The sequence below is a fragment of the Xanthomonas sp. CFBP 7698 genome (assembly GCF_003600855.1).
Classification (GTDB): domain Bacteria; phylum Pseudomonadota; class Gammaproteobacteria; order Xanthomonadales; family Xanthomonadaceae; genus Xanthomonas; species Xanthomonas cannabis.
The window spans coordinates 1-14531 of the sequence record NZ_PRDN01000008.1; the positions used below are offsets into that span (position 1 = coordinate 1).

Annotated in this window: 13 protein-coding genes; 5 read left to right on the forward strand and 8 right to left on the reverse strand. The window is 60.4% G+C overall.

Features of this window, described 5'->3' with window-relative positions:
- Positions 1-366: 366 nt before the first annotated feature.
- From XnspCFBP7698_RS21470 to XnspCFBP7698_RS20060, 7 genes are all read right to left on the reverse strand, one after another.
- Positions 367-2409 carry a hypothetical protein gene (locus XnspCFBP7698_RS21470; protein ID WP_146093287.1) on the reverse strand — a complete coding sequence of 681 codons (2043 nt, stop codon included), beginning with the start codon at positions 2407-2409 and terminating at the stop codon, positions 367-369.
- Positions 2409-3725 (reverse strand): NAD(P)/FAD-dependent oxidoreductase, encoded by a 1317-nt coding sequence (locus XnspCFBP7698_RS20035; protein ID WP_024938355.1) that lies wholly within the window; start codon positions 3723-3725, stop codon positions 2409-2411. The genes XnspCFBP7698_RS21470 and XnspCFBP7698_RS20035 overlap by 1 nt, the downstream gene beginning before the upstream one ends.
- Complete coding sequence (locus XnspCFBP7698_RS20040) at positions 3722-4147, reverse strand: GtrA family protein (RefSeq protein ID WP_223214397.1); 426 nt, start codon at positions 4145-4147, stop codon at positions 3722-3724. The genes XnspCFBP7698_RS20035 and XnspCFBP7698_RS20040 overlap by 4 nt, the downstream gene beginning before the upstream one ends.
- Complete coding sequence (locus XnspCFBP7698_RS20045; RefSeq protein WP_233549040.1) at positions 4144-5112, reverse strand: glycosyltransferase family 2 protein; 969 nt, start codon at positions 5110-5112, stop codon at positions 4144-4146. Before XnspCFBP7698_RS20045 ends, XnspCFBP7698_RS20040 begins: the two co-directional genes overlap by 4 nt.
- The gene (locus XnspCFBP7698_RS20050) at positions 5096-5797 is read right to left on the reverse strand and encodes an NAD-dependent epimerase/dehydratase family protein (protein ID WP_104581622.1); all 702 of its coding nucleotides are present in this window, start codon (positions 5795-5797) and stop codon (positions 5096-5098) included. Before XnspCFBP7698_RS20050 ends, XnspCFBP7698_RS20045 begins: the two co-directional genes overlap by 17 nt.
- 148 nt (positions 5798-5945) lie before the next feature.
- The gene (locus XnspCFBP7698_RS20055; protein ID WP_104581623.1) at positions 5946-6890 is read right to left on the reverse strand and encodes an electron transfer flavoprotein subunit alpha/FixB family protein; all 945 of its coding nucleotides are present in this window, start codon (positions 6888-6890) and stop codon (positions 5946-5948) included.
- Positions 6890-7636: an electron transfer flavoprotein subunit beta/FixA family protein gene (locus tag XnspCFBP7698_RS20060; RefSeq protein ID WP_104581624.1), complete on the reverse strand. Its 747-nt coding sequence runs from the start codon at positions 7634-7636 to the stop codon at positions 6890-6892. Before XnspCFBP7698_RS20060 ends, XnspCFBP7698_RS20055 begins: the two co-directional genes overlap by 1 nt.
- 229 nt (positions 7637-7865) lie before the next feature.
- Between XnspCFBP7698_RS20060 and rfbB the strand changes: the two genes are divergently transcribed.
- The 5 genes from rfbB (at position 7866) to XnspCFBP7698_RS20085 (ending at position 12833) form a co-directional block, all read left to right on the forward strand.
- Positions 7866-8921, forward strand: a complete 1056-nt coding sequence (gene rfbB / locus XnspCFBP7698_RS20065; protein ID WP_104581625.1) for a dTDP-glucose 4,6-dehydratase — start codon at positions 7866-7868, stop codon at positions 8919-8921.
- 65 nt (positions 8922-8986) lie between these two features.
- Positions 8987-9874 (forward strand): glucose-1-phosphate thymidylyltransferase RfbA, encoded by an 888-nt coding sequence (gene rfbA / locus XnspCFBP7698_RS20070; RefSeq protein WP_104581626.1) that lies wholly within the window; start codon positions 8987-8989, stop codon positions 9872-9874.
- The gene (gene rfbC, locus XnspCFBP7698_RS20075; protein ID WP_104581627.1) at positions 9871-10428 is read left to right on the forward strand and encodes a dTDP-4-dehydrorhamnose 3,5-epimerase; all 558 of its coding nucleotides are present in this window, start codon (positions 9871-9873) and stop codon (positions 10426-10428) included. Before rfbA ends, rfbC begins: the two co-directional genes overlap by 4 nt.
- Positions 10425-11324 carry a dTDP-4-dehydrorhamnose reductase gene (rfbD, locus tag XnspCFBP7698_RS20080; RefSeq protein WP_104581628.1) on the forward strand — a complete coding sequence of 300 codons (900 nt, stop codon included), beginning with the start codon at positions 10425-10427 and terminating at the stop codon, positions 11322-11324. The genes rfbC and rfbD overlap by 4 nt, the downstream gene beginning before the upstream one ends.
- Positions 11325-11666: 342 nt before the next feature.
- A complete protein-coding gene (locus tag XnspCFBP7698_RS20085; protein WP_104581629.1) occupies positions 11667-12833 on the forward strand; it encodes a nucleotide sugar dehydrogenase in 1167 nt (388 codons plus the stop codon).
- A gap of 274 nt (positions 12834-13107) precedes the next feature.
- Here the strand turns inward: XnspCFBP7698_RS20085 and XnspCFBP7698_RS20090 are convergent, their stop codons facing one another.
- Positions 13108-14511, reverse strand: coding sequence for a mannose-1-phosphate guanylyltransferase/mannose-6-phosphate isomerase (locus XnspCFBP7698_RS20090; RefSeq protein ID WP_104581630.1), 1404 nt, complete (start codon positions 14509-14511; stop codon positions 13108-13110).
- Positions 14512-14531: the final 20 nt, after the last annotated feature.

Here is a 14531-nt window from a genome sequence, read left to right on the forward strand (position 1 = left end):
TCACGCCAGCAATGAAATTGGCGATGGCCGCCTAGCTCCACTTTTGGCGAACGCTCAAAGCGGGGGGATTACCAGAGTAATGCTGTTCAATTAAGCAACTGAGTCATTAAAATCCGATGCCAGACCTCTGGCGTCGGATTTTTTGTGTCTTTTCAATAGTAGCTGCTCAACCATAGCGCTACTTGTTCAACCGACGCCCCCGTCCTACGTAGCGGCCGTGTTTAGAGTCCGGGGTTGATTATCGACTCCCCATAATTCAACGCCAGCTAAAATTAAAAGTCTGCGGTTGATATTGGGCGCCGGATTCCGCAGGAGTTCACCTGCGCAAGTAAACATATACTAAGTTAAGAATTTAAAGATGTTTTTCTAAAGTTTATTTTTATAATTTAAATTGCCTTCAAAAGTGATTGAAGTCAGATAAATCCCCAGCATCCTGTCATCCGATGACAAGCCGAGCTGAACGGGTGATGCTGGTTCGTCATAATTTAAGTCAAACTGAACTGATTTCCCGGAGGGCAGTTGCGGCAATAAAATCCTGAGTTCTTGGGGCTGCGTTGAAGACGCAGTTAGCAACTTCTCCTGCCAATTCCCGCCGTTAACTCTCACATTTACGTGCATAGCACTTCGGCCTAACGCCCATAGAGCATTGACCCGCAAGATCAATTCATCTCCTTCATTAGTTGCTTCTTGGAAGCTCAGTCTAATCTCGGAATTTTCGCCTACTGACCATATGCCTGATGGTTCAATTTGAGACCATCCATTTCCTAAGTAGGGCCGAAGATCTCTTGCAGCCAGAGCACGCGCGCTTGGAAAAAGCGGTGCTTGTGGTAGGTCTATCTGATCAACCAAAAAATATTGGGATGAAGAAGGAGGGGAGCCGACTTTTCTGGTAATTAGCTTCGCTGCAGTGCTTGAGGAAAATCCGCACGCGCCTTCCGGATAAACCGTGATCTTGCTCGAATCACTTCCTGGGATGAAAAGTGCTTTTCGACACCTTGGGCCTAACACCAATGCGGGCCGAGTAGGTGGTACATCCGCAACTCCGGCATTACGCTCGAAAAAGATTTCTTCATTTGGATTCCAAATCCACGGCACATAGCCATAGATGAGCTGAGCTACGCGGCTTGGAGTAAGAAAAGATTCTGGTTTGAGAGGCCAAGCAATCTTGATGCTGCCCATTGCTGCAAGCGTGATGGCGAGACTGATTATAATTCTTAGCGGCGAATTTTTTAATTTACCGTTTTGTGGCAATGTTAACAAAATCAGCGGATAAAAAAAGCATAGGTACCAAAGGCCATATCGTGCTGGCCCAAACGTACCGCCAGAATTAACGTTCGTGGTTGCGCCCTGCGCAAGCATCGAAATTAGAATATAGATTGATATCCAAATCCAGAGCATCGGATGGCGTGGCAGACGAAACTGCCTGCCTGCAACACATAAGCTGACGGCCACCACGACCAAGCCAAGCGGCCAATTAGGCAGGAGGCCGATATCTGGGTCAAATAAATAGCGAAATGAAGATGAAATGTGTAGGTCTGATACCTGCGCGCCACCATTTATCAATTGCGGTGAAATACTGCCAAATCGAGCAAAGTAATAAAATGGATGTAAAATGCCAATGACAGGCGTTAGCGCTAGTGCGAAAACCTCAGTGGTCGATAACTGGTCTGTTTTCGATTTTGCATGATTTATCAAGGCAAATGTACTTGCCGCAAAAGCGGGGGCTACGAAGCTAATATTCTGAGAGGTGAGAATTGCCAGGAATAGTCCAGTAAATGCCCAGCGATGACGTAACGCGCAGGCCAATGAGGCGGTGGTCAATGTAATCGTGAAAAGCTCTGTATGTACTTTGTTAACGTACCAGAGCGCGGGAGATGCGAAGAGGATCAACGCTGCGGCTAATCCTCCCCGTAAACCTTGTAACCCAAAGCACAGCAAAATTAGGCTCGAAACTAATACTGCATGCAATAGCATGTAGTGATCGTGCGGGTCTTTGCTTAGCCCAATCATTTGGCCTGCTTGCCCAATTATTGCTGCGGACGCGGGGTAAAACCAGAAATGATTGAAATCCGTTCCGCCATTTACAGTTAGGCGCTTATAATAATCTTTGAGGTCATCAGCCGACTGAAGACCCCTTATTTTCTCGGAAATCCTTTGTTGCTCATATGCCGCCCATGTTTTCTCTTGAACATAGGGTCTGTGTTCAATGCTAATTGCCATTTCCATCGCATAGTATTCAGATCCATCGCCCGTGCGATCTCTCGAAAGACTACAAAGGATTGGGTAAAGCACCGCGACAATCAGCAATCCAGCGACCAGATACAGCAAAGAGATGCGAATACGTCGCTGGTTGTCCGACATGTTCCGGCGCAAGTCATCCGTGCCCTGTGCAACGTATTCGGTAGTCATTAACGCCCGTCCGAAGCCAGAATGTCGTTGGCCAGGTTCCTGCCTTCGCGCACGGCATAGTTGGTGCCGCGGTCTTCCGGATAGACCTGTGCCATGCTGGTCAGGTAGACATTGGGCAGCGGGGTCTTACGTCCCGGGACCAGGCTCGAATAATGCTTCTCGGCGATCGGCTGGGCGTATTCGGCGCGCCATACATGGACGTCCTGAATCCAGCTACGGTCGAACGCGGGAAACATCTTCTGCAGATGCGGCAGCGAGAAGTCGACCAGCTCCTGGTCGGTCATCGTGTACATCGGGTGGCTGGTCGGAAGGTACTTGGACAGGTAGACGATATGGCGACCACCGTACGAACTGGCCGGCTCGAAGTTCGTATGCTCGATCACCCCGACGTACGGGAATCCGGGATCGTTGACATTCAGCCAGTAAGTTTCAGACAGGCTTCGGTCCAGCGAAAGCACCATGCACACATTCGCCAGATAACGGATGCGCCGCAGCGACTGCAGGAATGCGTCGTCGGTCTTGCCCTGGAGCAGGTTGGCAGAGATGGGGAAGGCGGTCGACAATACGACGTTGTCAGCCTGCACTTCGCCGTCTTCCAGCAGCACGCCGGTGGCAACGCCATTCGCGGTCAGTACCGAGGTCGCGCTGGTGCCAAGCCGAATTTCACCACCCAGTCGAACGATGGCTTCACCGAGTTTTTCAGCCAGCGCGGCGAAGCCGCCGCGATAATAGGCGAGCACTTCGTCGCCCGAGTTGCTGCGGCTGCCGCCACGCAACACAAGCTTTTTCCAGAACCAGACCGCGGAAACATCGTCGGCCACATCGCCGAACTTGCCGACAAGCAGCGGATCCCATACGACCTTGTAGGCTTTCTCGCCACACAGGTCGAGCAGCCATTCCTTGGCACTGAGATTCTCCAGTTTCTTCCAGTCCTTGACCGAGCGGGCACGCAGGACCGCGATGCCAAGACGGATGCGATCGATGAACGGCAGGGCATCGAACCGGAGCAGGTCCATTGGAGTGCTGAGGCGATAGAACTGGTCCGCAAAATACATGCCGGTCCGGGTGGGGCGCAGCACGATGTTGTCGTTTGCTCCCAATTCTTCGATCAGCTTGAATATCTCGACATCGTTGTTGAACCAATGGTGATAGAACTTCTCGAGGACCTGGTCGCCAACCTTGAAACCGCCTGCCAGGCCGCCAAGTTCATGGTCACGCTCGACGACCAGGACGCGCTTACCCTGCTTGGCGAGCTCGTAGGCGACAGATAGGCCGGCGAAGCCGCCGCCGATGATCACAGTATGGAATTGGTTCATTTGCTTGAGATGCTCGCAGGGGATCGGAATGTAATGGCGCGATTAAGAGAGAATTGCAGAATCAGCACGACCACCAACGTGGCCAGCTTGGCCCAAAGCGGATTCCAGCCGAGAACCGAAACCAGGCCCCATAGCAATGCGCTGGAGACGAGGTAGCCCACCAACGCCGTTGCAACGAAGAGGCCGAGACGCCGCATCGTTTTATCGTAGGTCTGAAACGTGAAGTGGCGATTCAGTGCGAAACTGAGCAAGGTGCCGGCAAGATAACCAGCCGCGTTGGCGAGTTGGTAGTTGACGTGCAGCCAGATCAGACCTGTGTACACACACAGGTCCAGGCAGACGCCGGAGCCCCCGCAGACCGCGTAAAGGACAAACTGGCGGATGCGCGGATCCGCCAGCGCCACGCGCAGTAATTTCATCATGTGGCCCGTTCGTTATGTGATGGGATGTTCGCGGTCGACTCAATCACTGCTTGCGGCGTGGCGTTAACGTGCCGCAGGGCGCGGCCGAGGTATTCGCCAATGACGCCGATCGCAAGTAACTGGACGCCGCCAGTGATGAGCACGCAAACCATCAGGGAAGCCCAGCCGACCGGCATGGCGTTGACGGTGAACCGTTGAACGACAAAGACCAATGCAAGCAGGAAGCCAAGCATGGAGACGGCAATCCCCATCAGCGAGGCAAGTCTCAGGGGAAATACCGAAAAGCTGGTGGCCATCTTCAGCCACAGCGAGATGGACTTGCGGAGGCTGTAACCGGACTGTCCGTCTGCACGCGCGTGATGGTCGATCTTGATGCTGGCGATTCTCGTCGTGGTAGCAAGAATCAAACCATCGAGATACACGTTGGGGCCGGTGAACTTGACCAGTTCTTCCCGGACTCCAGCGACCATCGCACGAAACGGCGACAGATATAGTCCCTGGGGCTTGCCAAGCAGATACACTGCCATCCGGTCATTCAGTGCGCTTCCGGCTTTCTTCCACAACGCGTGCTGCTTGGAATGGAAGCCTGCGTAGCAGACATCGTAACCATCGCCGAGAGCGGCAAGCAGTGCGGGAATGTCGTCGGGATTGTGCTGCAGGTCGTCATCCATGGTAATGATCTGCTGGCCGCGCGCCACACGCAGGCCGGCCATAATGGCGTTGTGCTGGCCTGCGTTCTTGCGCAGGTTGATCACCTTCCACCAAGGCCGCTCGCGCGCCAAGTCAAACAGCACCTTGCGCGAGTCATCCGGGCTGCAGTCGTTGACCAGGATGACTTCAAAGGAATCGCCGAACATGGTGGGCAGTGTCCGGCCCAGCTTGTCTGCGAGTTTCGGCAGGATCGACGCACTCTTGTAGACCGGGATAACGACCGAAAGTTTGCAGGTCTCAGTTGGCATTGTCATGGCGATGATATTTTTCCAGGAGGCGCCGCGTGTACCCGGGGCTTACGTCGATGCCAAGTGTCGGTGCGACCTGCATCATGAGTGTGGCATCCGGCTGCGTCCCCCCGGTGCGGTCGACAATCTCGCGGCGCGCATGCAGGCCCAAGATCGATTCCATGACGTCCACCAGTGCCGGCATGCTGATGACCTCCGGCGGCGCCAGGCTGGCGCGCAGTTGCTCGGGCGCCCCATCCTGCAACAGACGCATGGTGATTGCGGCGACGTGCTCAACGTCTATCAGGCATCTCACGGCACCGGACCACATCGGGATCGGCTCGCCGCTGCGCAGACGGTCGGTCAAGAAATTGATCAGGTTGTGCGGATTTCCCGTGCGCCCCACCACTTGCGGCAGGCGCAGGATCAGATAGCGGCCGCCGCGATCGGCAACCAACTGTTCCATCCGCACTTTGTGACGGGCGTATTGACCGCTCCCGCGATCCGGGTCTTCGATGCTGCAGGTACTGAAATAGACGAAGGCACCCCTGGCGGCCGCAAGCCGCTCCTCCAGCAGTTGCTGTTCGCGCGCATAGGCGGAGGGGTCGATCTCACTGGAATTTGAGACTCCGGATGCGAATAATGTGGCCTCCAGTGTTTCGAGAGCTTGAGCATCAAAAGCGGATGCAAGCAGTCCTCTACCGACAATCATGGGCGCGATGGATCCTCTGCATGGTGGGTGCAGGCCGATGCGACATGTCGATCCATGACCATCTCGCCTGAGCGGGGGTTGAACAGTTTACAACCAGAGCGACCGTTCTAGGGGACGATGCCGAGGGAGGAAAGAGGTGGACAGCGCTCTATGCGAGCGCTGTCTCAAGTTCCGGCAGGAGAGTGAAAAGATCCCCCACCAACCCGATATCGGCAATCTCGAAGATCGGCGATTCAGGGTCCTTGTTGATCGCCACGATCGTGCCGGCGTCCTTGATGCCGGTCAGATGCTGGATCGCCCCGCTGATGCCGATCGCCACGTACAGCTCGGGCGCGATGATCTTGCCGGTCTGGCCGACCTGCAGTTCGTTGGGCACGTAGCCCGCGTCCACGGCGGCGCGCGAGGCGCCCACGGCGGCGCCGAGTTTGTCGGCCAGGCTGTAGATGTGCTGGAAGTTCTCGGCCGAACCGACGCCGCGGCCGCCGGAGACCACGCGCTTGGCGCTCTGCAGGTCCGGGCGACCGGAGCTGCCTGCGGCCAGGCCAACGAATCGGGTATGGGTCGGCAGCACTGCATCCACAGCGATGGACTCGATTGCTGCACTGCCGCCGGCTGCCGCTTCCGGCCAGGAGGCGCTGCGCACGGTGGCGACCACGACCTGGTCGCCCGGCGCTTTCACCGTGATGATCGCGTTGCCGGCGTAGATCGGGCGCTTGAAGGTGTAGGCATCTTCGACCGCCATCAGGTCGGAGACCTGGTTGACACCCAGCAGCGCGGCAACCACCGGCATCAGGTCCTTGCCGAACGTGGTCGAGGGGCCGAATACATGGGTGTAGCCCTGGCCGGCGAGCTGGGCGATCTGCGGCCCCAGCACCTGCGCGATGGCATGTTCGTTGGCGGCGTTTGCCACCGTCAGCACGCGAGCAACACCCGCCAGCTGCGCGGCCTGCGCCGCAACCGCGGCCGGATCGGCCGCCAGCACGACGATATCGATGGACTCGGCCGACACCGCCAGCGCGGCGCTGAGGGTCTTGGCAGTGGCCGCATTGAGCTGGCCGTTGAGATGTTCGGCAACGATGAGAACCTTGGCCATTACAGCAACCCCTTCTGCTTGAGTGCGGCCACCAGCTCGGCGGCGTCCTTGACCATCACGCCGCGGCTGCGCTTGGACGGCGCGGCGTAGTGGGTGGTGCTGAGACTGTCATGCGCATCGACGCCGAGATCGGCAAAGGCCAGCGTTTCCAGCGGCTTGCTCTTGGCTTTCATGATGTCCGGCAACTTGATGAAGCGCGGCTCGTTCAAGCGCAGATCGGTCGTCACCACCGCCGGCAGGTCCACTTCCAGCGTCTCCAGGCCCGCATCGACTTCGCGGGTCACCGTGGCCTTGCCATCGGCGACCACCAGCTTGCCGGCGAAGGTCGCCTGCGGGCGGCCCCACAGGGTGGCCAGCATCTGGCCAGTCTGGTTGGCGTCGTCGTCGATGGCCTGCTTGCCCAGGATGACCAGGTCCGGCTGTTCCTTCTCCACCAGCTTGAGCAGGGCGCGCGCGGCAGTCAACGGCTGGATGGCCGTGTCGGTGACCACGTGGATGGCGCGGTTGGCGCCCATCGCAAGCCCGTTGCGCAGGTGCGCGGCCGCATCGGCCGGCGCCAGGGTGGCGACCACCACCTCGGTGGCGATGCCGGCGTCGCGCAGGCGCAGCGCCTCTTCCAGGGCGATTTCGTCGAACGGGTTGGGCGAGAGCTTGACGCCCTCGATCACCACGCCGGAGCCATCCGGCTTGACCTGAATGCGGACGTTGTAGTCCACCACGCGCTTGTAGGCGACGAGGATTTTCATCGTGTACGAGATCCTTCAGCTATTGCGGGAAGGCCCGGCCGCGGCGGCAGGCTCGGGAGTGGAGCCATTCTAACCGGGCAGGGCGCACCATGCGATGGCGTATGGATGGTGCGGTGCAATAGATTCGAAGCCACTCATTCGAAGATATACAAGCCCAGCGCAGCTCGACCGTATATCCTGCGCGGTTTGAAGACGCAGCGCAGTTCGCGCGCGACCAGGAGGGTAGACAGTGGCGACTTGGCTAGTGACCGGCGGGGCCGGCTTTATCGGCGGAAATTTTGTTCTTGAGGCAGTTGCGCGCGGGATCCGCGTAATCAATCTTGACGCCCTCACCTATGCGGGGAACCTGAATACCTTGGCGTCGCTGGAAGGCAATGCCGACCATGTCTTCATCAAGGGCGACATCGGCGACGGCGCCCTCGTGACCAGCCTGCTGCAGGAACATCAGCCGGACGCAGTGCTGAATTTCGCTGCCGAAAGCCATGTGGATCGCTCGATCGAAGGTCCTGGCGCGTTTATCCAGACCAACGTGGTCGGCACCCTGGCATTGCTCGAGGCCGTGCGCGATTACTGGAAAGCGCTGCCGGACGCGCGCCGCGAGGCCTTTCGGTTCCTGCATGTGTCCACCGACGAGGTCTATGGCACGCTGGGCGAGACCGGCAAGTTCACCGAAACCACGCCGTATGCACCCAATTCCCCGTATTCGGCATCCAAGGCGGCCTCCGATCACCTGGTGCGCGCGTTCCACCACACCTACGGGCTGCCGGTGCTGACCACCAACTGCTCGAACAACTACGGCCCGTACCATTTCCCGGAAAAGCTCATTCCGCTGGTGATCGCCAAGGCGCTGGCCGGCGAGGCGTTGCCGGTGTACGGCGATGGCAAGCAGGTACGCGACTGGCTGTTCGTCAGCGACCACTGCGAGGCGATCCGCACCGTGCTGGCCAAGGGCCAGGTCGGTGAGACCTACAACGTGGGCGGCAACTCCGAGCGCCAGAACATCGAGGTCGTGCAGGCGATCTGCGCGCTGCTGGATCAGCACCGCCCGCGTGAGGACGGCAAACCGCGCGCGAGCCAGATCACCCATGTCACCGACCGCCCCGGACACGACCGTCGCTACGCGATCGATGCCTCCAAGTTGAAGAACGATCTGGGCTGGGAGCCGGCCTATACCTTCGAGCAAGGCATCGCGCAGACGGTGGAGTGGTACCTGACCAACCAGGCCTGGGTGCAGGGAGTGCTGGATGGCAGCTATCGGCTGGAACGGATCGGCGCCGCGGCCTAACGCGAGCCCTTAGGCAAGAGCCCGCGCGCATGTAAGCGTGTGCGGGCCTCAACAGGACATACCTGATGACACAACGTAAAGGCATCATTCTGGCCGGCGGCTCCGGCACTCGCCTGTATCCGATCACCAAGGGCGTCAGCAAGCAGCTGTTGCCGGTGTACGACAAGCCGATGATCTACTACCCGCTGAGCGTGCTGATGCTCGCGGGTATCCGCGACATCCTGATCATCAACACGCCGCACGAGCAGGCGCTGTTCCAGACGTTGCTGGGCGATGGTTCCCAATGGGGCGTCAATCTCCAGTACGCCGTGCAGCCCAGCCCTGACGGTCTGGCGCAGGCCTATCTGATTGGGCGCGAGTTCGTCGACGGCAAGCCGAGTTGCCTGGTGCTGGGCGACAATATCTTCCATGGGCATGGCCTGACCGATACCTTGCGCCGCGCAGATGCACGAGAGCAGGGTGCGACTGTCTTCGGTTACTGGGTCAACGATCCGGAGCGCTACGGCGTTGCCGAATTCGATCAGCAAGGCAAGGTCATCGACATTGCCGAAAAACCGGAAAAGCCCCGTTCCAACTACGCGGTCACCGGCTTGTATTTCTATGACGGCCAGGCCAGCGACTACGCGGCTGCCTTGAAGCCCTCGCCACGCGGCGAGCTGGAGATCACCGATCTCAATCGCTGCTATCTCGATGCCGGCAACCTGCATCTGGAGCCCTTGGGGCGCGGGTATGCATGGCTGGATACGGGAACGCATCAGTCCTTGCACGAAGCGGCCAATTTCATCGAGACCATCCAGATGCGCCAGGGCCTGCAGGTGTGCTGCCCGGAAGAAATCGCGTTTGGCCAGGGCTGGATCGATGCAGAGCAGCTGGAGCGCCTGGCAGCGCCGTTGTTGAAGAATGACTATGGCAAATATCTGACGGCATTGGCCAAGCGCGGGGTTGTCCATTGAAAGTGATCGAAACGACGTTGCCCGGCTGCGTCGTCATCGAGCCTGCGGTCTTCGGTGATGCGCGCGGTCAGTTCTTCGAAACATGGAATGCAGAGCGCTTCGGGCAGCATGGGCTGCCGACAAATTTTGTGCAAAGTAACGTCTCCACCTCCGCCAAGGGGGTGCTGCGCGGTCTGCATTACCAGTGGCCTCGGCCACAGGGCAAGCTGGTAAGCGTGCTCGAAGGCGAAGTCTACGACGTTGCGGTGGATATCCGCGCTGGATCTCCCCACTTCGGGCATTGGACCGCCGTTTTGCTGAGTGCAGAAAACCGCCGCCAAGTCTGGATACCTGAAGGCTTTGCACATGGGTTTGCAGTGCTTTCAGAGAGAGCGTTGTTCAGCTATCTCTGCACCGACGTCTACGTCAAGGAAGCAGATGCGGGCGTGCGTTGGGACGATGCGGCGATCGGCATCGACTGGCCGATCAGCGATCCGGTGCTCTCGGCCAAGGATGCCGCAGCACCTTTCCTGGCAGATGTGCCGGGCGAGCGTCTGCCGGTCTTTGCACCATGACGACGTTGGTACTGGGAGCCAATGGACAGGTCGGCACGGAATTGCTGCGCGCATTGGCAGGCGATTGTCCGATTCTTGCCACAACCCGCAGTGGTCGGTTGCCGGACGGTACCGCGTGTGAGGTGGCCGACTTCGACGCACCGCATCGGCTGAGCGAATTGCTGGACCGGCTTGCGCCCACCCGCGTCGTCAATGCGGCTGCCTACACCGCCGTCGATCGTGCCGAGCAGGAGCGTGATGCGGCCTTCCGTGCCAATGCCGAGGCGCCGGCGGTCATTGCGCAGTGGTGCGCGCGCGCCGGCGTGCCGCTGGTCCATTATTCGACCGACTACGTCTTCAATGGGCAGGGCACTCACCCCTATCGGCCGGACGACGCCACCGCGCCGCTCGGCGTCTACGGGCAGAGCAAGCTTGCCGGCGAACAGGCGGTGCAGGCGGCCGGCGGCCGGCATCTGATCTTCCGCACCGCCTGGGTCTACGCCGCGCACGGGCACAATTTCCTGCGCACGATGCTGCGCGTGGGAGCCGAGCGCGACGTGCTGCGCGTGGTCGCCGACCAGATCGGCACGCCAACGCCGGCGGCGTTGATCGCTGACATCACGGCGCACGCGCTGCGCCAGCCCGGTGAACCCTCCGGTCTGTGGCATCTGACCGCCGCCGGGCAGACCAGCTGGCACGGCTTCGCCGAAGCCATCTTCGCCCAGGCGCACGCGCGCGGGCTGATTGCCCGTGCGCCGCGCGTGGAGGCGATCACCACCGCCGACTATCCAACGCCGGCCACGCGCCCGGCCTATTCGCGGCTGGATACCCACAGCCTGCAGGACACGTTCGGCGTCCGCCTGCCCGACTGGCAGGATGGACTGAACCAGGTGCTGGACACGCTCGCCCAGGGTTGAACGGCTTCAATAGCGGCCTAGATCGGGGCGGCTTCAGCACCGACTCATAGCTTGCCTCTCGCTTCGGCTACCATCGGTGACTGGTCCACGCCAGGCCGGCGACCTGCTCTGCGCAGGTCGTGGCCAACGTGGATGTGCCGCTGAAGCGGATGCGATGCGTGATGCATGGGCTGGATGTGTGCATGTGTGTGCGCTACGTCGCATCGGTTGGCACCGTGCAGGTTTTCGCGTGTCCCCCAGCGGGCGCGCCGGCCCATGACGGGCTCGGCCGTACCGTCATCACGCCATGACCTGCGCGCAGCGCGCTGCCTCCTCCCCCATCCAAAATCGCAAGGAATTCCAATGAAGATCGCTGTCGCGGGTACCGGCTATGTCGGTCTGTCCAATGGCGTGTTGCTCGCCAGGCACCATGAGGTCGTGGCGCTGGACATCGTCGAGGCCAAGGTCAAGCTGATCAACGAAGGCCGCTCGCCGATCGTCGACAAGGAGCTCGAGGCTGCGCTGGCCGAGGGCGGCCTGAACTTCAAGGCCACGCTGGACGCCAACGAGGCATTTGCCGGCGCAGAATTCGTGATCATCGCCACACCCACCGACTACGATCCGGACACCAATTACTTCAACACCCGCTCGATCGAGGTCGTGATCGCCAAGGTACTGGAGATCAACCCGCAGGCGACGATGGTGATCAAGTCGACCATTCCGGTCGGCTACGTGGCCAAGCTGCGCGCGCAGTTCGGGACCGACAACATCATCTTCTCGCCCGAATTCCTGCGCGAAGGGCGGGCGTTGTACGACAACCTGTACCCGTCGCGGATCATCGTCGGTGAGCGCTCGGCGCGCGCGGAAACCTTTGCGCGGCTGCTGCAGGAAGGCGCGCTCAAGCCCGACGTGCCGGTGCTGTTCACCGAGCCGACCGAGGCCGAGGCGATCAAGCTGTTCGCCAACACCTACCTGGCGATGCGGGTGTCCTACTTCAACGAACTGGACACCTACGCGCTCACCCATGGGCTGGACAGCCGCCAGATCATCGAGGGCATCTGCCTGGATCCGCGCATCGGCAGCCACTATAACAATCCGTCCTTCGGCTACGGCGGCTACTGCCTGCCCAAGGACACCAAGCAGTTGCTGGCCAACTACCAGAGCGTGCCGCAGACCATCATCCGGGCGATCGTCGATTCCAACACCACCCGCAAGGACTTCATTGCCGCCGACGTGCTGCGGCGCAATCCCAAGGTCGTCGGCATCTACCGGTTGATCATGAAGGCGGGGTCGGACAACTTCCGTTCGTCCAGCATCCAGGGAGTGATGAAGCGCCTCAAGGCCAAGGGCGTGGACGTCATCGTGTACGAACCGACGCTGAGCGAGCCGGAGTTCTTCCGCTCGCGCGTGGTCAACGACCTGGAGGCCTTCAAGCGCGAGGCCGACGTCATCATCAGCAACCGCATGGCCGACGCGCTACAGGACGTGCAGGACAAGGTCTATACGCGCGACCTGTTCGGCGACAACTGAGCCTGGCAGGCCCCGCGTCTTGGCGAGTGGCAATGCCACTCGTCCAGGCCATCCATGATGTTGTCTTGGGCTACGGGGCCGTTCGCGGCCTTGCAGGCGAACGCCCGCGGGGCGGCACTGGCATTGCCGGTCGCATCCACGTGCGATGCAGCCTGCGGCAGCAGGCGACCTGTGACCTGTCTGCGCAGCGTGTTGTGATCGAAGCGAGGCAGGGATAACGCAAAACGGCGGCCATTGGCCGCCGTCGATGTTGCCGTCTACGTCGGGTGCGCGATCAGGCGCGGCCGTAGGTGTCCTCGAAGCGCACGATGTCGTCCTCGCCCAGATAGCTGCCGGACTGCACTTCGATCAGCTCCAGCGGCAGCTTGCCAGGATTGCGCAGGCGGTGTGTCACACCGAGCGGGATGTAGGTACTCTGGTTTTCGGTCAGCAGCAGCACTTCTTCGCCGCGCGTCACTTCGGCAGTGCCACTGACCACGATCCAGTGTTCGGCGCGGTGGTGGTGCATCTGCAGGCTCAGCACGGCACCGGGCTTGACGGTGATGCGCTTGACCTGGTGACGCTGACCCATGTCGATCGAGTCGTACGCGCCCCATGGGCGATACACCTTGCGATGCCAGGTGGCTTCGGAGCGACCGTCGGACTTGATCCGGCCGACCACATCCTTCACCTCCTGGATGCGATCACGGTGACCGACCAGCACAGCATCCGGCGTCTCGACGACGACGACGTCTTCCAGGCCGACCATGGCGATCAGGCGCGAACCGTAGGCATAGGTGTTGCGGCAATCCAGCTGGATGACGTCGCCATGATGCGCGTTGCCCTGAGCGTCCTGCTCGGACACATCCAGCAGCGACGACCACGATCCGACATCGTTCCAGCCGGCATCCAGCGGCACGACGACCGCATCGGCAGTCTTTTCCATCACCGCGTAGTCGATGGAATCCGACGGGCTGGCCGCGAACGCGTCCTTGTCCAGGCGGGTGAAGTCGGCGTCGCGCTTGCCGTTCTGCCAGGCGGTCTGGCAGGCATCGGCAATGGCCGGATGGAACTTGCGCAGTTCTTCCAGGTAGCGCGAAGCACGGAACAGGAACATGCCGCTGTTCCAGTAGTACTCGCCGCTGGCCAGGTAGCCTTGTGCGGTTGCCAGGTCGGGCTTCTCGACGAAACGTTCGACCGCACTCGCGCCGGTGCCCGCGCCGGCCTTGATGTAGCCGTAGCCGGTTTCCGGTGCGGTCGGCTTGATGCCAAAGGTCACCAGCTTGCCTTGTTCTGCGGCAGCTGCAGCAACGTTCACCGCAGCCTGGAAGGCAGCTTCGTCGCCGATCACATGATCGGACGGCAGCACCAGCAACAGCGGGTCGGCGCCGTCACGGGTCGCTTCCAGCGCAGCAACCGCGATGGCTGGGGCGGTATTGCGGCCCTTGGGTTCCAGCAGGATGGCAGAGGGCTTGACGCCCAGCTGCTGCAGCTGCTCGGCGGCCATGAAGCGGTGTTCCTCGTTGGCCACCACGATGGGAGCATGGCCTGCGACGGGAGCCGCGCGCAGCCAGGTGGCCTGCAACATGCTCTTGTCGCCTACTAGCGGCAGGAACTGCTTGGGATAGGACTCGCGCGACAGCGGCCACAGGCGCGTGCCGGAGCCGCCGGACAAGATAATCGGAAGGACGTCGCTCATGAGCGGGGGAAACTCCAGTG